This is a genomic window from Aeromonas lacus (assembly GCF_000764665.1).
Lineage (GTDB): Bacteria > Pseudomonadota > Gammaproteobacteria > Enterobacterales > Aeromonadaceae > Aeromonas > Aeromonas lacus.
In genome coordinates this window covers 1-22,840 of sequence record NZ_JRGM01000144.1, presented here as the reverse complement: position 1 = coordinate 22,840, position 22,840 = coordinate 1, and the positions used below count along the sequence as shown (strand labels likewise).

General features: G+C 60.2%; 18 protein-coding genes. 15 read left to right on the top strand and 3 right to left on the bottom strand.

The window, feature by feature from the left end; all coding sequences use genetic code 11:
* Nucleotides 1-223 precede the first annotated feature (223 nt).
* Both mprF and LG31_RS0114435 read left to right on the top strand, forming a co-directional pair.
* Complete coding sequence (gene mprF, locus LG31_RS0114440; RefSeq protein WP_033115159.1) at nucleotides 224-2,776, top strand: bifunctional lysylphosphatidylglycerol flippase/synthetase MprF; 2,553 nt, start codon at nucleotides 224-226, stop codon at nucleotides 2,774-2,776.
* An 11-nt stretch (nucleotides 2,777-2,787) separates the two neighbouring features.
* Complete coding sequence (locus tag LG31_RS0114435) at nucleotides 2,788-3,492, top strand: AcvB/VirJ family lysyl-phosphatidylglycerol hydrolase (RefSeq protein WP_033115158.1); 705 nt, start codon at nucleotides 2,788-2,790, stop codon at nucleotides 3,490-3,492.
* 77 nt (nucleotides 3,493-3,569) lie between these two features.
* Here the strand turns inward: LG31_RS0114435 and LG31_RS0114430 are convergent, their stop codons facing one another.
* Both LG31_RS0114430 and LG31_RS0114425 read right to left on the bottom strand, forming a co-directional pair.
* On the bottom strand, nucleotides 3,570-3,950 hold the full coding sequence (locus LG31_RS0114430) for a diacylglycerol kinase (protein ID WP_033115157.1): 381 nt from the start codon (nucleotides 3,948-3,950) through the stop codon (nucleotides 3,570-3,572).
* Between the two features lie 137 nt (nucleotides 3,951-4,087).
* Entirely contained in the window at nucleotides 4,088-5,704 is a 1,617-nt protein-coding gene (locus tag LG31_RS0114425) for an MCR-3-related phosphoethanolamine--lipid A transferase (protein ID WP_033115156.1), read from the bottom strand.
* A 330-nt stretch (nucleotides 5,705-6,034) separates the two neighbouring features.
* On the opposite strand from LG31_RS0114425, the gene LG31_RS0114420 reads away from it, so the two are divergent.
* From LG31_RS0114420 to LG31_RS0114380, 9 genes are all read left to right on the top strand, one after another.
* Entirely contained in the window at nucleotides 6,035-6,811 is a 777-nt protein-coding gene (locus LG31_RS0114420; protein WP_033115155.1) for a COG4705 family protein, read from the top strand.
* A gap of 310 nt (nucleotides 6,812-7,121) precedes the next feature.
* Nucleotides 7,122-7,607, top strand: coding sequence for a YqhA family protein (locus LG31_RS0114415; protein ID WP_033115154.1), 486 nt, complete (start codon nucleotides 7,122-7,124; stop codon nucleotides 7,605-7,607).
* Between the two features lie 127 nt (nucleotides 7,608-7,734).
* Nucleotides 7,735-8,184: a hypothetical protein gene (locus LG31_RS0114410; RefSeq protein ID WP_033115153.1), complete on the top strand. Its 450-nt coding sequence runs from the start codon at nucleotides 7,735-7,737 to the stop codon at nucleotides 8,182-8,184.
* Between the two features lie 4 nt (nucleotides 8,185-8,188).
* Nucleotides 8,189-11,200, top strand: coding sequence for a YncE family protein (locus LG31_RS0114405; protein ID WP_033115152.1), 3,012 nt, complete (start codon nucleotides 8,189-8,191; stop codon nucleotides 11,198-11,200).
* Nucleotides 11,200-12,039 carry an FTR1 family iron permease gene (locus tag LG31_RS0114400; protein ID WP_033115151.1) on the top strand — a complete coding sequence of 280 codons (840 nt, stop codon included), beginning with the start codon at nucleotides 11,200-11,202 and terminating at the stop codon, nucleotides 12,037-12,039. Before LG31_RS0114405 ends, LG31_RS0114400 begins: the two co-directional genes overlap by 1 nt.
* A 102-nt stretch (nucleotides 12,040-12,141) precedes the next feature.
* Nucleotides 12,142-13,566, top strand: a complete 1,425-nt coding sequence (locus LG31_RS0114395) for an NAD(P)/FAD-dependent oxidoreductase (RefSeq protein ID WP_033115150.1) — start codon at nucleotides 12,142-12,144, stop codon at nucleotides 13,564-13,566.
* A 47-nt stretch (nucleotides 13,567-13,613) separates the two neighbouring features.
* Nucleotides 13,614-14,174: a hypothetical protein gene (locus tag LG31_RS0114390; protein WP_033115149.1), complete on the top strand. Its 561-nt coding sequence runs from the start codon at nucleotides 13,614-13,616 to the stop codon at nucleotides 14,172-14,174.
* Nucleotides 14,175-14,280: 106 nt separating this feature from the next.
* On the top strand, nucleotides 14,281-15,561 hold the full coding sequence (locus LG31_RS0114385) for a hypothetical protein (RefSeq protein WP_033115148.1): 1,281 nt from the start codon (nucleotides 14,281-14,283) through the stop codon (nucleotides 15,559-15,561).
* A gap of 50 nt (nucleotides 15,562-15,611) precedes the next feature.
* Complete coding sequence (locus tag LG31_RS0114380) at nucleotides 15,612-16,823, top strand: Bcr/CflA family multidrug efflux MFS transporter (RefSeq protein ID WP_033115147.1); 1,212 nt, start codon at nucleotides 15,612-15,614, stop codon at nucleotides 16,821-16,823.
* A 106-nt stretch (nucleotides 16,824-16,929) separates the two neighbouring features.
* On the opposite strand, the gene LG31_RS0114375 is transcribed toward LG31_RS0114380, so the two are convergent.
* Complete coding sequence (locus tag LG31_RS0114375) at nucleotides 16,930-17,397, bottom strand: DUF4357 domain-containing protein (RefSeq protein WP_033115146.1); 468 nt, start codon at nucleotides 17,395-17,397, stop codon at nucleotides 16,930-16,932.
* 197 nt (nucleotides 17,398-17,594) lie between these two features.
* Here LG31_RS0114375 and LG31_RS0114370 point away from each other — a divergent pair, with 197 nt between their 5' ends.
* The 4 genes from LG31_RS0114370 to LG31_RS0114355 all read left to right on the top strand — a co-directional run.
* The gene (locus tag LG31_RS0114370; protein WP_033115145.1) at nucleotides 17,595-18,275 is read left to right on the top strand and encodes an ABC transporter ATP-binding protein; all 681 of its coding nucleotides are present in this window, start codon (nucleotides 17,595-17,597) and stop codon (nucleotides 18,273-18,275) included.
* A 30-nt stretch (nucleotides 18,276-18,305) separates the two neighbouring features.
* Complete coding sequence (locus LG31_RS0114365; protein ID WP_033115144.1) at nucleotides 18,306-20,735, top strand: ABC transporter permease; 2,430 nt, start codon at nucleotides 18,306-18,308, stop codon at nucleotides 20,733-20,735.
* 185 nt (nucleotides 20,736-20,920) lie between these two features.
* Complete coding sequence (locus LG31_RS0114360; RefSeq protein ID WP_033115212.1) at nucleotides 20,921-21,961, top strand: carotenoid 1,2-hydratase; 1,041 nt, start codon at nucleotides 20,921-20,923, stop codon at nucleotides 21,959-21,961.
* A 54-nt stretch (nucleotides 21,962-22,015) separates the two neighbouring features.
* On the top strand, nucleotides 22,016-22,840 hold an 825-nt coding region (locus LG31_RS0114355; RefSeq protein ID WP_033115143.1), incomplete at its 3' end, for a hypothetical protein.

Genomic DNA, 22,840 nt, shown 5'->3' with positions numbered 1-22,840 from the left:
AGATCACAAAGGGAGGCCGGTTGCCTCCCTTTTCATCTGGTCATGATGAAAACTGCCACTACCAAGCAGGTTCCACATGACAAGATCATTGCTGTTCCATCATGCCGACTATCGTAATAACCTCATGATACTGCCGCACATTATTCAGGCTATCGCGCATCATCCAACCCATTATCGTAACCTCATCAACGCTCATCGTTTGAACTGACAATAGGAACATGGAATGTGGCGTCATCTCATTAAATGGCTAGGCCCGCTCTGCAGCTTGCTGCTGCTGGGCGCAGCCCTGACCGTACTCTATCATCTGACCCATTCATGGCACTGGCACGATATTCGCGTCGCCATCTGGTCACAACCGCTGCCCAGTCTGGCTGGAGCCCTGCTGCTGACCCTGCTCAGTTATGGCCTGCTCTGCGGCTATGACATGCTGGCACTGCACGCACTGGGCAAACGCCTCCCCTGGCAGCAGGTGGGAGTCACCTCCTTTATCGCCTACACCTTCTCCAACACCCTGGGCTTCGCCCTGCTGACGGGCACCTCGGTGCGCTACCGGATCTACTCAGCCCTCGGGCTGGCGACCGGTGAGGTAGCACGGGTGGTGCTCTTCTGCTCCATCACCTTCTTCCTCGGGCTGCTCGGCTGGGGTGGCAGTGCCTTGCTGTTCGGCACTACGGCGGCACAGTTGCTACCCGACTGGCCAAGCTGGATCTACAGCCTGCTCCATCTGGCCGGCGCCGGCGCCCTGCTGCTGGTGCTGGGCTATCTGCTCTGGCCCTACCCCAGTTTCTCTTGGCGCGAACACAGCCTGATCCTGCCCGGGATAAAGGTACGCCTGCTGCAACTGCTGGTCGCGCTGGCTGACTGGATGGCTGCTGCTGCCGTGCTGTTTGTGCTGTTACCCGCAGATAGCGTCCCCTACCCTGTGCTGCTCAGTGCCTTCGTGCTGGCCAGCTTCCTCGGGGTGCTGGCCCACGTGCCGGGCGGGATCGGGGTATTCGAAGCGAGCATGAGCCTGCTGCTGGTCCACTACCTGCCGGCCGACAAGCTGCTCGCCTCGCTGCTGCTCTACCGCTGCATCTATTACGTACTGCCTTTCCTCTGCGCCCTGCTGCTCTTTACCAGTCAGGAGATGTTGCAGCAGAAGGTTCGCTGGCAGCGGTTGCAGGGGATCATGAGCGCCATTCAGGAGTTTCTGCCCGCCCTGATCAGCGTCGGCACCTTCGCCGCCGGTAGCCTGCTGCTCTGCTCGGGCATGATCCCGACCATGCGCAGCCACATCGAAGTGTGGTTGCAGGTGTTGCCACTCCATCTGCTCGAGCTCTCCCACGTGCTCGGCAGCGTGAGCGGTATTCTCCTGATCCTGCTGGCGCGCAGCCTCTATCGCCGTCATGACGCCGCGTTTCGCATCACCCAGCTGCTGCTGGCACTGGGCATCGCCTTCTCCCTGCTCAAAGGGGGGGACTGGGAGTCAGCCCTGCTGCTCGGCAGCTTCCTGCTCATCATGACCCCCTGCCGTTCCCTCTTCTATCGCAAGGGGTCGCTGCTCTATCCCCAGTACACCCCGGGCTGGCTCATTTCAGTCGGCGCCGTGCTGCTGGGAGCGCTGTGGCTGCTGCTCTTCTCCTACCGTCAGGTGGAGTATGACCACGCCCTCTGGTTCCACTTCTCGCCCCATGGCGGGGCTGCCCGCGGCCTGCGCGCCATGGGGAGCGTGGTGGCCGTGCTGGCCGTGGCCGGGGTTGCCCAGCTGCTTGCGCCGCTGCGCGTAGTCGGTGAAAAGCCGGACAAGGAGACACTGGCGCGCGCCCACGAGCTGGTAGTGCGTGAAGGGGGGATCCACGGCTATCTGGCCCAGTTGCAGGACAAGCCCCTGTTGTTCCACCCCGCCGGTGACGCCTTCCTGATGTATGGCATCGAGGGCAACAGCTGGATTGTGATGGGGGATCCCGTCGGTCGCCCCGAGCAGATCGAAGAGCTGCTCTGGCAATTTCGCGAGCGGTGCGACGAGCACGACGCCAATCCGGTCTTTTATCAGGTCTCGGCCCGCTATCTTCCGCTCTATCTGGAGCTGGGGCTGATCCCCTTCAAGCTTGGTGAAGAGGCGATGGTCGATCTGGCTACCTTCGATCTGGCGGGCAGCCGGCTGCGCAACCTGCGCCAGAGCCACGCTAAGGGCAAACGGGAAGGCTTGACCTTCGAGGTGGTCGAGGCAAGTGCCGTGGCCCCCCTGCTGCCCAGATTGCAGACCGTCTCCGATACCTGGCTGCAGAGCAAGATGGGCAAGGAGAAGGGCTTCTCGGTCGGCCGCTTCGAGCCTGACTACCTGACCTTGAGCCCGGCTGCGCTGGTATGGCACGAGGGGCAGATCGTCGGCTTTGCCAACCTCTGGGTGAGCGATAACAAGGAGATGCTCTCCATCGATCTGATGCGCTACAGCCTGGATACCGGTACTGCCCCCATCATGGATTTTCTCTTTGTCGAGCTGCTGCTGTGGGGCAAGGCGCAAGGGTACGCCAGCTTCAATCTGGGGATGGCCCCCATGTCCGGCTTCAACGATCACCCGCTCAACAGCTACTGGGCCCGTCTTGGCAATACCCTGTTTGTACGTGGCAGCCGTTTTTACAACTTCCAGGGGCTCAGACGCTACAAGGAAAAATTTTCGCCCCGCTGGGAACCCCGCTACCTGCTCTGCAGCAGCAAGCTGGTACTGCCCAGAACCCTGACTCACCTGATCACCCTGATTAGCCGCGGCCCGCTGGGGCTGATCAAGAAATAGGAGCATGGCCAATGAGAGCCTTGATTTTGCTGTTACTCAGTCTCGTACTGCCCGTTTCGTCTTTTGCGGCGCAAGCCGCCCCGGTCAAGGATGACCTGAGCCTGATTGAGCTGCCGGTCAAGCAGCCATCCGACGCCCCCATGGTGATCTTTCTCAGCGGCGATGGTGGCTGGGCGGCCCTCGACAAGGGGTTGAGCGCCCAGTTTCAGCTGCACGGTATGCCGGTCGTGGGCTGGAGCTCCCTCACCTACTACTGGAAGAAGAAAACCCCGGAGCAGGTGACCGCCGATCTGGAGCGGATCCTCGATGATTACCAGACTCGCTGGCAGCGCCCCCGCTGGCTGCTGGTAGGCTTCTCGTTTGGTGCCGAGATTGTCCCCTTCGTCATCAACCGGTTGCCGGAGCACTATCGTCAGGGGCTGGTCGGGGCCGTGATGCTCTCCCCCTCCACCAGCTCGGACTTCGAGATCCACGTCAGCGACATGCTGACCCACAAGGCCCGCAGCTACCCGACCGAGCCGCAGGTGAAAACCATCCGGGATCTGCCGATGGTCTGCCTGCAAGGTGCCGATGACGATGACGACAACCGCCTCTGCCCCCGCCTCAACCAGCCCAACGTCACGACCGTCACCCTGCCGGGCGGCCACCACTTTGAGGATGATTACCCGGTGCTCTATCAGGCCATCACCAAACACATGACCCTCACCACACCCTGAGCGGCGATGAAAACAGAGAGGGCGACCACAGGGTCGCCCTCTCTTTTTGTATTCGGGATCTCGCCAACTACGGCTGATCACCACCAGCCCAGCAGATTGCGACCGGTCAGCGCCCCCCACACCAGCACGTTGAGCGCCAGCGCAATAAAGACGGCGGCAGAGCCCATGTCCTTGGCCCGACCGGAAAGCTCGTGATGTTCGGAGCCAATTCTGTCCACCACCGCCTCGACGGCGGAGTTGAGGATCTCCACAATCACCACCAGCCAGCTGATGACCATCAGCAGCAGGATCTGGGTCAGACCATCCCCCACCAGAAAGGCCAGCGGCATCAGCAGTATGATCAGCAGCAGCTCCTGACGAAAGGCAGCCTCATGCAGCCAGGCGGACGAAAGCCCCTTCATGCTGTAACGGGTGGCATGGATAATCCGGGTGATCCCTGTAGCGCCAGGTTTGGCCATTTTTTGTTTCCTCTTTTGATGGCAACCCGCTCCATTTCGTACATAGCATCTAAACAAATGGAGAAAGTCATATATGAAAACTGAACAATTTTGGTGATAAAAAAGGGGCGCACTGGCGCCCCGAGTCGGCCCTCACCTTACTGCACGGTGCGGCACTGGCTGAAAATATCGAGCTGCTTGTCGTACACCGCCGTGCTGACATCCCAGATCCCGAGCACAGAGGAGAAGAGGTTGTCATGGGAGTAGCGATTGTCTGCCGCTTTTTGCTGCAGGCAGTTCAGATCCATCCCCTTCTCTTTGGCAAAGCCCGGCGACATCCAGACCTGCATCGGCACCCGGGTCTGGTCGTCAGGTGCAAACTTGTAGGGCGTGCCGTGCAGGTAGAGCCCCATCGCCCCCAGCGACTCGCCGTGATCAGAGAGGTAGATCAACGCCGTGTTGTACTTATCTTCATACTTTTTCAGCTTGGTAATCATCTCTGCAATGACAAAATCGGTGTAGCGGATGGTGTTGTCATAGGTGTTGACCAGCTCTTCATCGCTGCAGTTCTCGATGTCGCTGCGCGGGCAGTCCGGTACGAACTGGCGATGGTTATCCGGATAACGCTTGTAGTAAGTCGGGCCGTGGCTGCCGATAAGATGGAAACCGACCAGCTTGTCCCCCTTCATCTGCGCCACCTCGTCGTCGAGGTTCTGCAGTACAACCTCGTCATAGCAGGTGTTCTTGTCGCAGAACTGCGGGTGATCTTTTGGCTTGATCTCGATGTTGGGCACCCGATCGCACACCCCTTTGCAGCCGCCGTCGTTCTCCTTCCAGAAGATGGAGACCCCGCTTCTTTGCAGTACATCGAGCAGGCCTTCGCTGTTGCGGGCCCGGTTATCGTCAAACTCCTTGCGCCCCATATTGGAGAACATGCAGGGTACCGACACCGCCGTAGCCGTGCCGCAAGAGCGCACGTCCTTGAAGGAGATAACGCCCCCGGCCTGACTGGTAAAGGGGTTGGTCTCTTTCTCGTAGCCGTTCATCGAGAAGTTCTTGCCGCGGGCTGTCTCCCCCACCACCAGGAACATCAGAGTCGGTTTATCCTCTTTCGCGACTAGCTTGGCATCATCACCCAGGGTGGTGAACGGAATGGGCTCGGCAACGTAACGTTTGTAGAGATACTTGGTGGTGCTGTAGACATAGTTGGCCGGCACGATCTCACGATTGAGAGTCTGGTTGTTGCGCCCGACCGAGACGTAATCCTGATAGTAAAATGCCGCTATGATGCCCACGACCGCCAGGGATGCAGCCATGGAGAGGCCGCGCTGGAACAGCCCCTGATACCATTTTTTCGGGTACTCGATTCTAACAAAGAAGAGCAGCACGGCGGGCAATACACCGGCCAGCACCACCCAGACCACGATGGGCAGACTGATATAGGAGTAGGCCTCGCTCTGGTTGGTCTCGAAGATGTTCTGGATCATCTCCTGATCGAACATGACCCGATACTTCAGCATGGTGTAACTGACGATGGCGCCGGTCACAAAGAGAAACGCAAAGAAGGGTTTCAGGAAGTAGCGCTGGGAGAAGGGCATGAAAACGAAGTTGAGCGCCGCCACCAGCAACACCGGGATCGAGATGGCGAATCCGATCTTGAAGTGCTCCAGATTGCTGAGGATATCGTAGAAGTGGAGCAACACGGGCCAGTTAAGCAGAAAGGCAAATATCAGTGCCAACAGGAAGATAAAGGGTACAACTCTGATTTTTACCACCGAAACACCACCTCTTGAACCAAATGCCGGAAAATTGAACGCAGCCTGAACCAAGGCTGCATCGGGATACTAACAGCGCCAGTTGATAGTCCTCTCAATTAATCAGTAACACCTTGTTACAATGTGAGCTTTATCAACTATTGAATTGCTGGCGGACAATAAAACTTGAACCTTAAGGAATAATTAAGATCCCGCTGATACCCGCAAAGTTTGCATCTGGTCAAAAATGATCTTTTCTTGCCATCCCCTCTGTGACCTTAAGCCTCTCTTAAGAGATCCCCGACATGCTCATTGCTGACGGCTCTTCGTCAAACCACAGGATGGTGCATTATGCATAACAGCGTCGCTCACTCAGTCAGCAAGGTGCCGGAGATCACTCTGGCATTCTGGTTCACCAAAATATTGGCAACGACTCTGGGAGAAACCGGAGGAGATGCGGTATCCATGTCGATGGATCTCGGCTATCTGGTCAGTACCGGCATCTTTGCCGTGATCTTCTTTATTGCCGTCGGCGCCCAGATTTCTGCCAAGCGCTATAACCCGGCGCTCTACTGGACAACCATTATTGCCACCACCACAGTGGGCACCACGTTGGCAGACTTTGCCGATCGTTCACTGGGGATGGGCTATGCAGGCGGGTCAACCCTGCTGTTCCTGCTGCTGATGGGCTCTTTTCTGGTGTGGTACAAATTTCAGGGCAACATAGCGACCAGTGACATCAGTTCATCCAGAACCGAGATGTTCTACTGGATCACCATCATGTTCTCCCAGACGCTGGGTACCGCGCTCGGTGACTGGGTGGCCGATGATGGCGGCTTTGGCTATACCGGCAGCATGGTGCTCTTTGGCGGTATCTTGCTGGCCATTGTCGCCACCTACCTGCTGACCCGGGTCTCACGCACCCTGCTCTTCTGGGCGGCTTTCATCATCACTCGCCCGCTAGGTGCTGTGGTGGGGGATTTTCTCGACAAGCCGCTTGGCAAAGGCGGACTGGAGCTCAGCAGATACTCCGCCTCGGCAGCCTTATTGGCCGCCATTGCCCTGCTGGTCTATCTCTCCACCCTGAAAAAGCGCGAGGTGATCCCGCAGGAGCTGGATCCTGAGTAAGGCGACAGAGTGATAGCCAGAGGCCAACCGGTGAAAAAGCATTCTAAAGCCCAGCCTTATGGCTGGGCTTTTTCGTATCTCTCTTGCAGACTTTGGCTTTGTCAGCAAAGCTGCTTTTTCCGAACTATATGCGTGGATCTCGGAAATCCTTTCTGCCTCTTTTATAGAGAGGAGAGCATGACAAGCTGCGCTGCCCTCAACACTGTCATTATCGAATCAAGCAGATAAAAGCAGCCGTCATCAACACAGAGCGCTGTCTTCGGATGAAGTTCACGTCATAATCACCCTGTTTCCTTATCTTGGAGTTTTTATGCGCCAGTTCAATCTCATGCTCAATGGCAGCAAGATGATGATGTACCCCTTCTACGTCTGCATCCTGCTCTGCGTTGCCCTGCTGATGGTCAAGTTCTTCATGCAGCTCTATGCGCTCTGCGTCAATATCATCGAGATCCCCTACATGGACCTCATCACCGGCGTGCTGACGCTGGTCGACTTTGTGCTGGTGGCCCAGATGCTGATCCTGGTGGCGGTCTGCGGCTACGTGCAGTTCATCCAGACCCAGGAGCAGCGCGAGGCGCTGGGCAACAACTGGCTCAGCAAGATCAACTTTGCCTCTCTCAAGCTCATTGTCATCAACTCGCTGGTCACCATTGCCGGGGTGGAGGTTCTCAAAGCCTTCCTCGAAGATGGCATTACCAACGAAGTGGAGATGAAGTGGTCCGTGGTGGTGTTTCTCGCCTTCTCGATGGCGGCGCTGATTTATGCGATCACCGAGCGCATGGCCGAACACAAATAGCGGTGGATCTTAACTGGCGCGATTCAGCTTATATTCATCAGCAATACAATTGATAACTCTTTTCATTACCCTTACTGCGTTATAGACTTGCTCCCCCCGGGCCGATTGCCCGGGTGTTGGAGCAGTTATGACAACCCTTTCCCTCGCCCCCCGACAATTCTGGCAGTGGCTGGCCTATCACCATCAGGCCGCCGAGGGCACCCTCTATCTGATGTTCTTCTCCGGCCTGCTGCTGTGGGAACCGCTGACCCCGCTCTGGTCGCTGGCACGCTGGAATCTGTTTTTCCATGTGATGCTCTCGCTCACCCTGTTTCCGCTGCTGTTTGGCGCCTTCTGGCTCTCCCATCGCAGCTTGTTGAACCGCAGCAACAAACCCTTTTTGCGCACCACGGGGCGGATTATCGAAGCCCTGCTGCTGGTCTGTCTGGCCAGCGGCCTGCTGCTGGTGCTGCACGGCACGCCGGGCGATAGCATGGGCAGCCTCGCCAGCTGGGCCCACTGGCTGAGCGCGTTGGCGTTAACTCCTCTGGTGCTGCGCCATGCCTGGCGCTGGACCATCTTGAAATGGCGCTCCTGATCCCATGTTGAAGTCATCGTTCTCTGCATATTTGTCACCCCTGCTGGCCCTCATCCTGCTGCTGGCCAGCCCTTTTGCCACTGCCCAGCAGATGGGTGCCGGGATGATCGCCTATGAGGAGGGGCAAAGCCCACGCCTCGTCACCGCCAACCTAAACGCAGGCTCGGTCACCCTGCTTGAGCGCGATAGCGGCAAGCGGCTGAAAGAGGTGCAATTGGGGGGCGATCTGCGCCAGCTTGCCCGCGCCGATGACGGCACCCTGCTGGTCACTGACTACAGCGGCGATCGCCTGCTGCTGCTGGGTGATGATCTCACCCTGGAAAAGGCGATCCCCACCGGTCATAGACCCTATGGGGTCATCTTCGATGCCAAGCGGCAGTGGTTCTGGGTCACGCTGTTCGAATCAGCTCGTCTGCAGGCTTACGACAGCGCCGGCAACCTCCAGCTGGATGCAGAAACCGCCGAGACTCCGCGTGGACTGGCATTGACCAACGATGATCGCCTGCTGCTGACCCACGCCATGACGGGCCAGCTCGCCATCTATGATCTTGCCAAGCTTGGCCATGGCGCCAAGGGAGCTTCGCTTCCCAAGCCCAAGCTCATCACCCTGGCCGAGACCCACAGCGACACGCCGAGCGACTCGCAGGGATTACCGCGCCTGCTCGATGGCATCACCCTCTCCCCCGATGGCAGCGAGGCCTGGTTGCCACATGTGCTGTGGAGCTTCGATCACCCCTTCCAGTTTCAGAGCACCGTCTTTCCGGCGGTCTCCATCATCGATCTCGATGAGGAGAAAGAGCGTGTAGATGAAAGAAAGCAGCTCTTTTTACAGATCAATCTGCCAAGCGTCGGCAACCGCAGCCAGATCGTCTCCAATCCTTTTGCGGCGCGCTTCGCCGCCGATGGCAAACGGATCTACCTGACCCTGGCGGGCTCGGAAGACTTGTTGGTGTTTGACCTGTCGCGCAGCGGCAAGCAGAACAGCAACCGTCACCGCCGCAAGAAGTTTCAGGGGGGCGCCAAGGCGACTCAGCTCTTGCGTCACCTGCCGGGCCAGAATCCGCGGGATCTGCTGATCGATGGCGACCACATTCTGGTGCACAACGCCATGGGGCAGGATCTCACCCGCCTCAATAGCGGCGGCAGCGGCCCGTTTGCCCGGGTCACCGTCGATGTGCCCCACTTTGCCAAACTGGTAGAGACAGATCCCCGTCCCAAATCGCTTCAGCGCGGCGAGCGGCTGTTCAACCTTGGTAACACAGCGTCCAACTCACGCTTCCCCATGGCGGGAGACAACTGGATGAGCTGCAACTCCTGCCATCTGGACGGGTTCAACTTCACCAATCGCTATCTGATGGCAGCCCATCGCCAGAAGAGCGGCGACAACACCATCAACGGCCACGCCAACCTCACCAACATGGTGGCGGGGGATTTTGTCGGCGAATACCTGCGCATGACCCAGCAGACCCAGGGCGGCATGGGCCACGACACCCGCGATGGGGCCGAGGCAGTTGACCCCGCGAGGCCCCAACCGGAAGTGAAAGCGATGATGGAGGACTTACACGCCTTCGTCACCGCCGATGGCAACCTCCCCTATCTTGCCAACTGGCTGCGACTCGATGCCCCGCGCACGGATCCCGCCAAGGCGCCTACAACCCACCCGAAAGAGTGGCTCAACTCCGCCTCCTGCCAGAACTGCCACAGCCAAGCGTTCAAGGACTGGAGCGAGAGCAACCACCGGCTGATGGGCAACTCCCACCCCTACTACAAGGTGGTGCAGGCGCTGGCCCGCGAAACCGAAGGGGAAGCGTTCGGTCAGTGGTGCCAGGGCTGCCACATGCCCCAGCAGGTGATGACAGGCCAGATGGATCTGCCCAAGGGCTCCCACATGTTCGAGCAGGGCGGCGCCTCGCTGATTGCCGCCCACAAGGCTGGCGAACCGGTCGTTGAAGAAGGGACCGGCTGCGTGCTCTGCCATCGCATCACCAAAGTGGAAGATGCGGGCGGCAACAGCGCCTTTACCGTGAATTTGAAAGACCGCGAGAGCTATGTGTTCGAGGATGCCGCGGGCGGCAGCCTCCAGCACTGGCTGGCCGAGCGGCAGATCAACGCCCGTCCGGCGGCCCACAAAGCCTCCTATCAGAAGGATTTCTACCGCGACGCGGCCCTGTGCAAGTCGTGCCACAACGAGTTTGCCCCGGGCACCGGCGCCAATATCGTCAACACCTGGGACGAGTGGGAAAAATCCAGCTTTGCGAACGCGGAGGATCCTGCCAAGCGGCGCACCTGCATCGACTGCCATATGAACCCGGAGCCAGGCAATGGCGGCGCACCGGTGGCGGGCCAGTCCACCGAAAACGGCACCATGAAAGCGCGGCTCTATCGCCACAACTTTACCGGCGCCCAGCACCAGCTGGTGGGGCTGCGCAACCCCGACCTTGAACAGGAGAGTCTGGCGCTCTTGCGCTCCAGCGCTACTCTCTCTGCCCGGATCGAACCCCTTTTGGCCCGTATCGACCAAGCAGCCGATAGTCAGCAGCTGGTGGTGCGGGTCGCCAATACCGGTGCAGGCCATGCCCTGCCCACCGGAGTGGCCGATTTCCGTGAACTCTGGCTGGAGCTGACCGTCACCGACGCCAGCGGCAAGGTAGTGCTTGCCAGCGGCCAGCCGGTGGATGGCGCAGTGCCCGACGATGCGCGACTGTTCAGAAAAGTATTCGGTGATGCCGAGGGCAAGCCGGTGGGGCTCAAGTTCTGGCGCTACGCCAAACTGCTGGAAGATACCCGCATTCCGGCCGATGGCTGGCGCGATGAAGCCTGGCCGCTGCCCGCAGAAGCCCGGGGGCCCTTCAAGGCCGATATCAAACTCAATTTCCGCACCTACCCCAAGTGGGTCAATGATGCGGTGCGCGCCGCCGAGCCCAGCTTGCCGGAGCCACCCATAGTGCTACTCAATCGGCTGCAGCTGACCCTGCAGCCTCTCTCCATCACGCCCGCTACGGAGCCTCAATCCTGATGTTTGCAAGTTTTCTCATTACCCTGCGCGAGGGGCTGGAAGCCTTCCTGCTGGTCGGCATCTGCCTCTCCTACCTCGCCAAGCTGGGGGCGAGCCGCTACAACAAGTTCATCTATCTGGGGGTGGGGCTCGGCCTTGTGGCCTCTCTTGTCGTCGCCTTCCTGTTCCAGGTGGTGGTAAGCCAGTTCGAGAGCGAGCGCTACAACCACCTTTTGATGGCGGGGATCCTGATCTTCGCCACCTTGGTGCTCACCTATATGGCGATCTGGATGCAAAAGCAGGCCAAATCCCAGGTGGGGGCCATGACAGCGCGCATCGATGCGGCCATCGACGGCGGCAACCTGTTTGGGCTGGTGCTGCTCGCCTTCCTCGCGGTGATGCGCGAAGGGTTTGAAACCGTGCTCTTCTTCTCCGCCCTGCTCTACTCCGGGCAAGGGGTGGATCTGCAATCCGGCCTGATGGGCGCGTTGGCGGGGCTGCTGGTCTCCATCGCGCTGGTGTGGGGGCTGCTGCGCTCCACCCACAAGGTGGCGCTGGCCCCCTTCTTCCGCTGGACCGGTCTGCTTATCATCATCATCGCCGCAGGTCTGCTGTCGTCCGCCGTCAACATGTTGCAAGCGGCAAACATCATCACCTTCTGGACCACGCCGGTGTTCGATATCAGCCACATTCTCGACGATCAGGGGGTATTTGGCACCTTCCTGCGCGCCCTGTTTGGCTACAATGCCTCACCCGCTGGCTTGCAGTTGCTGACCTGGGCCCTCTATCTGGCGATCTTCGTTACCCTCTGGCAGCGCAGCTATCGCCCTCAGGTGAGCGCCGCGACTGGCAAGGGCTGAGCCCGCACGCCCTGTGGCAACAAGGCCACGGGGTAACAACACCATTCGGGAGCCGTGCCCTGGCGCGGCTCCCTTATCTATCAAGCAGTTTCGGAAAACGTCATGAGCGATAACAACAAGAAAAGCATTGCAGTGCTGGGCGCCGGCCCAGCCGGTTTGATGGCTGCCTGGCGCCTGCGCCGCGCCGGATTTGCAGTCACCCTGTTCGAGCAGGAGCCGGTGGTCGGCGGCATGTGCGCCACCCAGACCTTCAAGGGGCGCGATGGGGAGTATCGCTTCGACTACGGCGGTCACCGCTTTATCACCAAGAACCCCGAGCTGCTGGCCTTTATCGACGAGCTGATGGGGGACGACCTGCTCCACGCCGAGCGCAAGAGCGTGATCCGCTTTGGTGGGCGCACCTATGACTATCCCTTGAACCTGCCCAATCTGCTCAAGACGGCGCCGCTGGCCCTGATGGCCGGTGCGGTGAAAGACTTGCTGCTGTTGCCCTTTAGCAAGAAGCCGGATGATTTTGCCAAGGCGAGCTTTGCCGAGTGGATCCAGAGTCACTTCGGCCGCACCCTCTATCGCCAGTTCTTCGAGGGCTACACCGGTAAGCTCTGGGGCATCAACCCGGACAAGCTCTCCGCCGACTGGGCAGGCCAGCGCATCAGCCTCATCGATCTCAAAGACGTGGCGCGCCGCCTGCTGCCAAGACGCAACGGGAGTATCTCGGTGCGCACCTATGCCCGCAAGTATCGCTACCCCAAGTACGGATTCGGCCAGATCTTCACCACCCTGGGCGAGCGGTTGGTTGCCGAAGGGGTTGAGCTGAAAACCGGCGCCACCATCACCCGTCTCGAGCAGGCTGATGGCCGTATTGAACGGGTATATTGGAAACAAGATGACGTTGAGCAGAGCGAGCGCTTTGATCAGGTGATCTCCACCCTGCCGCTACCGCTCACCTGCCAGCATCTGGGCTTGCCGTGCGATCTGCACTACCGGTCGCTTCGCTTCGTCAATATGCCGCTCAAACAGGAGAACCTGTCGGACAACACCTGGCAGTACCTCTCCGACCCCCATATTCTGGCCACCCGTCTGCAGGAGCCGCGCCGCCGCAGCCCCTTTATGGCACCCCAAGGCCAGACCTCGGTGATGCTGGAGATCCCCTGCAACCCGGGAGATGCCACCTGGCAGGCACCGCTGGCCGATCTGCGTGGTCGGGTCACCGCTGATCTGGCGAGCCTCGGCGTCGATACCGCCAAGCTTGGCGATGAAACCTTCGAGGCCCGCAGCGAGTACGCCTATCCGCTGATGGATCTTGGCTATCAGGCCCGCCGCAACGAAGCCATCAAGGCGCTGATGCCGATCAACAACCTCATCATGACCGGCCGTCAGGGGACATTCCGCTACATCTTCACCGACACCGCCATGGAGATGGGGATGATGGCTGCCGACATGGTGATCGACGGGGTGGACAGACGTCACGCCATCTTTAACCATCGCAACGAAAATACCGTGATTGAAACCCAGAGCGTGGCCTGAGTGCCGCGCTATTGGCATAACCTCTTGGCATAAGTAAGGAGAACAGGATGACCATCCGCCCGGGTTTACTTGCCCTCACCCTGCTGCTGACCCTGAGCGGGCAGGCGCAGGCTTACTCCTACGCCGCCGCCGGCAAGGAGCCACTGATCGATGCCCGCGAGGCACTGCTGGGCGCCGCCACTGACGGCAAGGATGCCAGCGCCACCTTGAGCGAGATTGCCGACGAGCTGACCTATCTGGAACAGCACCACAAGGTCGAACTGCAAGCGCCGCTGGCCGCCGCCATCAAGGCCCAAGATGCCGCCGCCACCGCCGCCCTGCTCAACCGCGCCTACAAGGCGGAGATCGAGCGCCGCCTCGAAGGGGCCAGCCAGAATCTTGGCGACTACCAGACCGCCAAGGTGCTGGTGGTCAAGAGCAAGCGCTTCCTCGATTTGATCCTCCCCTCCCTCAGTGAAGGGGATCGCAAGGCCGCCGAGCAGGCGCTGGCCAAGGTGCTCGATGCCATCGGCAACCCTGGGGTATTCGGAGTGGGTGCCAAACCCGCCGATGCCGCCGCCTTTGCCGCAGCGGAAAAAGCGCTGATGGCCGTGCTGGCGCCGCTGTGATGACCTCTCATCGATGATGACAGCCCCCCTCATCCCCAACCCTTCTCCCGCAAGGGGAGAAGGGGGGCGTCACCACGGCCGATTACGTTTCGCTAATCGACCCTACTTGCTGATCATGCTGCAACTGGCCTGGCTTGGCTGGCTACTGACCTTCCCGGTGGCCCTCGATTCCGATGATGCCCTCAATTTCGCCCACGGGGTGATGCGCTTTAGCGTGCTGGAGTTCTCCCCCCACTTTCCGGGCTATCCCGCCTTTATCTGGCTGGCGCGGCTGATCAATCTGGTGGTGGACGATCCGGCCCGCGCGGTGCAGTGGGCAAGCCTGTTGGGGAGCAGTTTGCTGGCGCCACTCGCCGCCTTGCTGGCGGTGAAACTATGGCAACGGCCAATCCTGCTGGCGCCGGTCTGGCTGCTGGTGCAGGCCCTACCGCTCACCCCGACGCTGGCGCTCTCCGGCCTTTCGGACGGGCCCGCGCTCGCCGCCTGGCTGGGGACACTGCTAGCCTTGCAGCAACGCAGAATTGCGCTGGCTGGCCTCATGCTGGGCTTGCTGCTGGCGCTTCGCCCCTCCTATTTTGTGCTGGCGCTGCTGCCGCTCTGGCTTGGGATGGCGCAGCAGGGCACGCGCGTCAGGTTTGTGCTCCCCATCGTGCTGGTGGGGCTTATCAGCCTGCTGTTTGTCTGGCAAGCCGATGGCTGGGCCTATTTCAGCGAGGGGCGGCGCTTTACCGACGGCCACTTTACCCTCTGGGGCAACACGGCGGCGGCCCACGGCGATCGGCTGCTAAGCTGGGCGCGCACCTTCAACGATCAGCTCACTCCGCTTTGGCCCTTGGCTGTCGGAGGGCTGCTGGTGTTGCCGCTCTGGCAGCGCTCAAAAGGCCACACTGCCGCCCTCTCCCCGCTCTGGACGCTCTACTGGCTCGTCCTGCTGCTCTGGACCCTTTTTGGCCAGAATCCCGACAATCCTCGCCATCTGGCCCCCATCACCCTGCTCGGTATCGTGCTGCTGGCAGGCTGGCTGCCGCGTCGGGGCGAGAAGCTGGTAACGGTGGCCGGATTGCTGCTGCTCGGCGCAACCTTTACCCTGCCCCGTCCTCCCGCCATGGTGCAGGCAGCCAGGCTGGCAGAAAAAACGTGCCCGGCGCTGGTGACCCAATGGGGAGTGCGGCTGCTGCGGGAGACCACGGCACTGCCGGTAACGGACGGCTGGTACCAGGGGGATGCGGCGCTGGCGCTCTCTCAGGGAGCCTGCCGCCTGAGTCGCCGGGCCATTGAGCCGACCGGAATGCAGGCTGGTAGCAGACAGATCTGGTTTGCCCCCCGATTTCACGCCGAACCGGGCCTCTGGCTCGCCATACCGGATCCCCCGCTGGCACAAAACTGATAGACTGCCTTTTCGCCCTTTTTTCCATCCATCCCACAACTGGATACCCTATGCCCCAAACCGCTCCGACCCGGGCCTCCGCCCTCTCCCCCCGTTTTCTCTTTATCCTGCTGGGTGCGCTGGCGGGCCTGACCCCGCTCGCGGTAGATATGTATCTGCCGGCTATTCCGGCCATCGCCCGGGATCTGGCTACCAGCATCGACGGTGCCCAGCTCACCATCAGCGCCTTTCTGGGCGGCTTTGCCATCGGCCAGCTCTTCTACGGCCCGCTCGCCGACAGCTATGGCCGCAAACCGGTGATCCTCGCGGGGCTCATCATGTTTGCCATCGCCTCTGTGGGGTGTGCCATGGCGGACTCCCTGCCCGAATTGCTGGCCTATCGGATGCTGCAGGCGGCGGGCGGCGCCGCGGGGTCGGTAGTGGTCAATGCTCTGCTGCGCGACCTGTTCGAGAAGGATGCCTTTTCCCGCGCCATGTCGTTCGTCATTCTGGTGATGACCCTGGCACCGCTGGTGGCACCCGTGGTGGGCGGCTATATCAGTGCCCACGCCGACTGGCGGGTGATCTTCTGGCTGCTGGTGGGGATCAGCCTGCTGATCTGTCTGGTAATGCAGTGGAAAATCGAGGAGACCCTGAAACCCGAGCACCGTCAGCCGCTCAAGATCGGCCAGATCCTCAAGAACTACTGGGGTGTGCTCTCCCATCGCGGTGCCATGGGTTATGTGCTGTGCGGCTCCCTCTCAAGCTCCGGCATGTTCGCCTTCTTAAGCGGCTCACCCTACGTCTATATCGAGTATTTCAAGGTGCCGACCGAGCACTACGGCTGGCTGTTTGGCCTCAATATCCTGCTGATGATGGTGGTCACTTTCGTCAACAGCCGGCTGGTGAAGGGGGTGGGCGCCGAGCGGATGCTGCAATACGGCCTGCTGGTACTGCCCTGCGCGGGCGCCCTGCTGGTCTACAACGCCTGGAGCGAAACCGGCGGCCTGTGGGGCATCGTCATTCCGGTGGTACTGTTTGTCGGTCATATCAGTCTGGTGGGCGCCAACGCCATGACCGGCCTGATGGGCCACTTCCCGCAATCTGCGGGCACCGCCTCGGCACTGGCGGGCACCCTGCGCTTTGGCATCGGCGCGCTGGTCGGCATTCTGGTCAACCTCAATCCGCCCCACTCGCCGCTGCCGATGGCCATTGCCATTGCCTGCTGCGGGGTCGGTTCAGCGCTCAGCTACTGGCTGCTCACCGGCCACAAGGCACACTGACCCCTCTGCTGGATATAAAAAGAGCGCCCCCTCTCTTGCGACAGGGGGCGCTCTTTTTTTGGGAGAGATGTCACAACAGGTGCGCCTCAATCCCCTCCGATATGCGTCACTTCTTGCCAAAACCGGACTGTTTCAGGGTATAGCCCGCACTGTTTTGCCAGGCATCCAGACCGCTTCGGTTGTTGCCTGCTACCAGGCTCGCGGCCAGGCTCGGGCTGTTGAACAGCTGATCGGCGGTAAAGAGAAAGCCCCCTTCGCTGCGGGGCACCAGAATGCCCTTTTCCAGCAGCTCCAGCCGCAGCTCGATCACCGCCTCGCGCAGGGAAGCGGCATCCTCGCCATTGGCAGTGGAACCGGCCAGCACCATAAAGCCCGGATTTTGCCGCTTGCCCACCGGATAACCGTGAGCTTCGGCCCCTTTGCCATTGAAGTGGTAGAGCTCGCGCTCCCCCGGCCGATTGTCGGAGAGCGCCTTTTGCAGGGTCATCAGCTCGTTGTAGATCTCGATGGGGACGACGGCCGCCTGCTTGTTCCCCTTGCTATCGATGATAAAACTGACTTGCTTGTGTAACATCCTTGCTCATCCTGTGACCCATGGAAGCCCCTATTCTAACCACCTCGGGCAAGCGGGATCCAGCGAGGATCCACTGCTCTTTTGCCGACTTGATCACTAACTGGCACTCTTGATCAACCGTAAGGCGTGTTGATCATTGTTGGCCGTGCTAGCGTACCAAGCATGATGAAAGCCATTGACCATCAAACGGTTATCCCATGCTGACCCTGCGCAACCTCTGCAAGAGCTTCGATAACGGCAGTGAACGACTGCCGCTGTTCCACCATCTCGATCTCGCCCTCCCCGCTGGCGAGATCACCCTGCTGCTGGGCCAAAGCGGCTGCGGCAAGTCCACCCTGCTCAATCTGATCGCCGGGCTGATTGCACCGGATGAAGGGGAGATCTGGCTGGGGGAGACCCGTATCGACACCCGCTCACCCGACGAGCGTGCACGCCTGCGGGGTCGCCATTTCGGCATCGTCTATCAGGATTTCAACCTGCTGCCGACCCTGAACGTGGCCGAGAATCTGGCCCTGCCGCTGGCCATCAACGGGCTGCCACCGGATGAAAGCAGAATTGACCAGTTGCTGCAACGGCTCGATATGAGCCACAAGCGCCATGCCTGGCCGGAGCAGCTCTCCGGCGGTCAGCGACAGCGGGTGGCGCTGGCCCGCGCCCTCATCCATCAGCCCAGTTGGCTGCTGGCCGACGAACCCACCGGCAGCCTCGATGAGCACAATGCTGAACAGGTGATGGCGTTGATGGTGGCGGCGGTGCGGGGCACCGGCGCAGGCTTGCTGCTGGTGAGCCACAACCCCGCCTATGCCGCCTTGGCCGACAGGGTGCTGCGCCTCGAAGGGGGGCAACTTATCGAACTCAAGGGGCCCCGTCATGACTAAACAGCGATTGCGCCTGCCGGAGGCACGCTGATGCTGCCACTCAAAGCGCTGCTGCGCCTCTATCGCAGCCACCCCTGGTTGCTGCTGATGAGTCTAGCCGGGCTGGTATTGGGGGTGTCGCTGGTGGTGGCCATTGAGCTGCTCAATCACAGTGCCCGCACCAATTTTGTCGCCGCCCGCAGTCAGCTGGCAGGAGAAGCCAACTACCGGCTGGCCCCCGCTAGCGGGCTGGATGAACAGCTCTATGTGAAGCTGGTACGAAGCCAGCCCGCCCTCGATGCCATTCCCCAGCTCCATGGCTGGCTCAAGGATGAAGAGGGGCGCAGCTTTCAACTGCTGGGGATGGATCTCTTCAACCCCGGCCCCCTGCGCCAGCTGTTTGGCGCCCGACCCGCGAGTGAACCCGCCTTCTCCTTAAACCGTGCCGACAGTATCTGGCTGGCGGCCCCCGAAGCGGAGCGCCTTGACTGGCAAGCGGGCCAGAGCCGCCGCTTTGTATTGGGCGGCAGCGATGGCGCCAACGCCCGAACCCTGACCCTGACGCTGGCAGGCACTTTTGAACCCGGCGCCGTGCCCATGGAACGGCTGCTGATAACCGATATTGGCCTTGCCCAGCCGCTGCTGGGCAAAGCGGGTCGGCTCGATCGCATCGTCTTCAAGCTAAGCGAAGCCGAGGCTCGCACCCTGCAGGCCACCCTGCAAACCGATTACCCGAACCAGCCCTTATGGCTTGAGCCCATCAGCCCGGCGCTCGATGCCAGCCAGCTTGGCGATGCGCTGGCCCTCAACCTGACGGCGCTGTCATTGCTCGCCATGGCGGTGGGATTGTTTTTGGTGTTCAACGCCCAGCGATTTGTCCAGAGCGTGCGCCGCCCCCAGCTGGCCCAGCTGATCATTCTGGGGATGGGACCAAGCCGGGTGCTCCGCTGGCTCATCCTGGAGCTCGTTATTCTCGCCACCGTCGGCACCCTGCTCGGGGTGCTGCTCGGCAGCCTGTTGGCGCTGACGCTGATGGGGCAACTGACCCAGGCGCTGGCCGATCTCTATGGCCCCAACCCCATCGACCTGTTGCGCCTCTCCCCTGTGAGCCTGCTCAAGGCGCTGCTGATCGGGCTGCTCGGCACGCTGGCCGGCAACCTGCCCGGCTGGTGGCAACTGCTGCGCCAATCCCCGCTCGAACTGCGAGCCGGAAGCAGCTGCCCCCCCGCACACCCGTGGCGACGGCGCGTGCTGGCCATCGCCATCTTGCTGCTGTGCGCTCTGTGCCTGTGGCTGCCGCAAACCGGTCTGACCGGCGCCCTGTTTATCGCCGGCGGCTGGCTGCTGGCCATGGCGCTCTGGCTGCCCGATGCCCTGCGCGGCCTGCTTGGCTGGCTGCGACGGCGCGCAGGCGGCCCCCTCACCGCCCGGCTCGGGGTGGCCGAGACCCTCTACCACCTCGATCGCACCGCCATCGCAGTGATGGCGTTGCAGCTGGCCATCGCGGCGGCCATCGGCATCGGGGTCATGGTGTCGAGTTTTCGCTCCAGCGTGGAGATCTGGCTCGGCCAGCGTCTGGCCGCCGATCTTTATGTCACCGCCCCCAAGGGGGTGGCGGGTAGCAAGGGCACCTTGAGCGACACAACCCTCGAAACCCTGCTCGCCAATCCGCTGGTGAGCGCCGCCTCGCGCCGCTCGGTGCACCCCACCCGCTGGCAGGGGCACCCCGTCGAGTGGGCGCAGATGGACTTTATCCCCCAGCTCAAAGCGGCCTATCCGCTGCTGACCGGGCGCTGGCCCACCCGCCCCGATGAGGTGCTGGCAAGCGAACCGCTGACGGTGCGCCTCGGGGTCAAGGTGGGCCAGAGGTTGGCGATCAGCGGCGAGCTGGGGCCAAGGCAGCTCACCGTCACCGGCGTCTATCAGGACTACGGCAGCGATAAGGGGCAAATTCTGCACGCCTTCGAGGCAGGGGCGGTGCAATCCCTCGCCCTCTTCAGTAACGACCCCGAGCAGCTGGCCGACCGCCTGCGCGAGCGTTTTGGGGAGCAGCTCAATCTGCTCTCCGCCCCCGCCATTCACAGCGCGGCCCTCAAGGTGTTTGACCAGACCTTTGTAGTGACCGAGTTATTGAAACTGCTGATCCTCGGCATCGCCTTTGTCGGGATCGGCTCGGCCTTTATGGTGCTTGGGCTGGCGCGCCGTGGCGAGCTGCAGACCTTGCAGAGTCTGGGTTTGAGCCCCCGCCACTGCCGCCAGCTGCTGGTGTGGCAAGGGGCTGGATTGGGGCTGCTCACCGCCCTGCTGGCCCTGCCGGTGGGATATGGCCTCGCCTGGGTGCTGATCGAGGTGGTCAACCCCCGCGCCTTTGGCTGGCGCCTCGCCTTCGAGGCCGCCCCCCTTCATGCGGTCACCGCCCTGTTGCTGGCACCGGTCTGTGGCGCATTGGCCTCCTGGTATGCAGCAAGGAGAGTGGTATGAAATATCGGTTAGCGCACTGGCTCAGCCATGGCTTGAAGCTCCCATCGACCACTTCCCTCTCTCCGCCCCTTCTTCAGCGTAAAGAAGAGCACAGTGCGGCATTGAACCATCCCCTCTCCCTTCGGGAGAGGGCCAGGGTGAGGGGGATCTTGTCCTCCTTACGGCCCCTGTGGCTCGCCACCCTCTTGCTCCCGCTGATTGCCATGATTGGCAGCGCGCAGGCCAGCGATCTGGGCGTCCTGCTCGGCGGCGGCAACGACAGCTTCAAAAAGGTGCTGCCGGGGCAAACCATCAAACTGCCCGAGGATCACGCCGCCCACCCCGATTACCGCTCCGAGTGGTGGTATCTCACCGGCAATCTCAAGGATGAGCAGGGGCGCGAATATGGCATGCAGTGGACTCTGTTTCGTCAGGGTATCGAGCAAGCACTTCGCACCAGCAACCCCTGGCTTACCCCCCAGCTCTGGCTGGCCCAGTTTGCCATCACGGATCTCGACCGTGGCACTCACCAGCAAGATGAACGGGCCAGTCGGCAGGGGCCGGGGCTGGCGGGGGCCAACGGCGGCCAATATTGGCTCAGGGAGTGGCGGCTTGCCTCGCAAGGGGCGGCGCTCTTCCCCGCCACCCTCAAGGTGCAGAGCAAGATTGGCGAGCTGAACCTCACCGTCACTGCCGCCAAGCCGCTGGTGCTGCAAGGCAAGGCCGGTTACAGCGAGAAGAGCCCGGGCAACGCCTCCTTTTACTACTCCTACCCACGCCTTCATTTGAGCGGCACCATGACTCGCGATGGCGAGACCCGCACCGTCAGCGGACAAGGCTGGTTTGATCACGAGTGGAGCAGCTCGGTATTGGCCGAGTGGCAATCGGGCTGGGACTGGTTTTCGCTGCAACTGGCCGATGGCCGCGAACTGATGCTGTTTCGCCTGCGCACCAAGCCGGGCCGCGCCGAGCCTGAGAACCGCTACGGCATGTTGATTGAGCGGAACGGCAGCAGCCGGGTGCTCGCCCCCGACGCGATTCGCCTTACGCCGGGCAACACCTGGCGCGGCCCCAAGGGGCAGAATTACCCCGTCGAGTGGCAGCTAAACGCCGCCGGTATGAGCCTCACCATCAAAGCCCGTCAGCCTAATCAGGCCATGACAGGTCGCTTTGACTACTGGGAGGGTGCAGTAACGGTGGAGGGAGATGCCAAGGGGGTCGGCTATCTGGAGATGACGGGATATTGAACTGATAGGTTGAATTGAGCTGAGCTGAATGAACAATACTGTATAGGAATATTTATGAAGTATTTTATAAAGCAAATGATTCTTGGTAAGACAATTGCTCTGCCTCTTGATGAGGTTCAATTTGAAACACTAAAAATATCACAAAACATTCTTTCCTCTGCAATGGCAATAGAAGAAAAATATGATTTATTGGTCTCCAATTTTCTAGAGCTAGAGAAAGAATTATTGACTCAAGTTGCTCAGCAGATGGTTTTCTCTCAAAACTCATATAATGAAAGCCACGATATCATCAGTATTTTTAACCGAAGAGTAATTAACCTTCTCACATCTACAAAGCTGTATTACGATCAAATTGAAAAGCATGTTCGTACCTGTCAGCATGGCTGCGAGTCATCGGGAAACCTGGCTAAGTATTACTTGAGTGAAGAGTATGATAATCACCAAGAATATCGTTTCATGGAGGCTTTAAGAAATCATGTTCAACACTATGGGCTCGCTGTACATTCTTTATCATTGCCTAGTCGGTGGATCGGTGAGGGTGATGGAAAGCAAATGATTAATACCATAAGATTATTTTCTTTGAAAGATAAGCTTAAAGAAAATGAAAAATTTAAAAAGTCTGTCTTTAAAGAAATAGAAGAAAAAACAGATTTAGTAAGAGCAATAAGAGTTTACGTTGGTTCATTCAGCAATGTGCACGATAAGATCAGAAAACTTATCGAAGGTAATGTCACAGCGGCAAGAGAATGTATTCAAAACATGATAAATATATACAAAGATTCCAATAATGGAGACGCCATTGGAATTTATGCGTATAGCATTAAATCAGACACATCCTCTGAACAAATTGTTGAGAAGTTCTCAGTAATTCTTGATTGG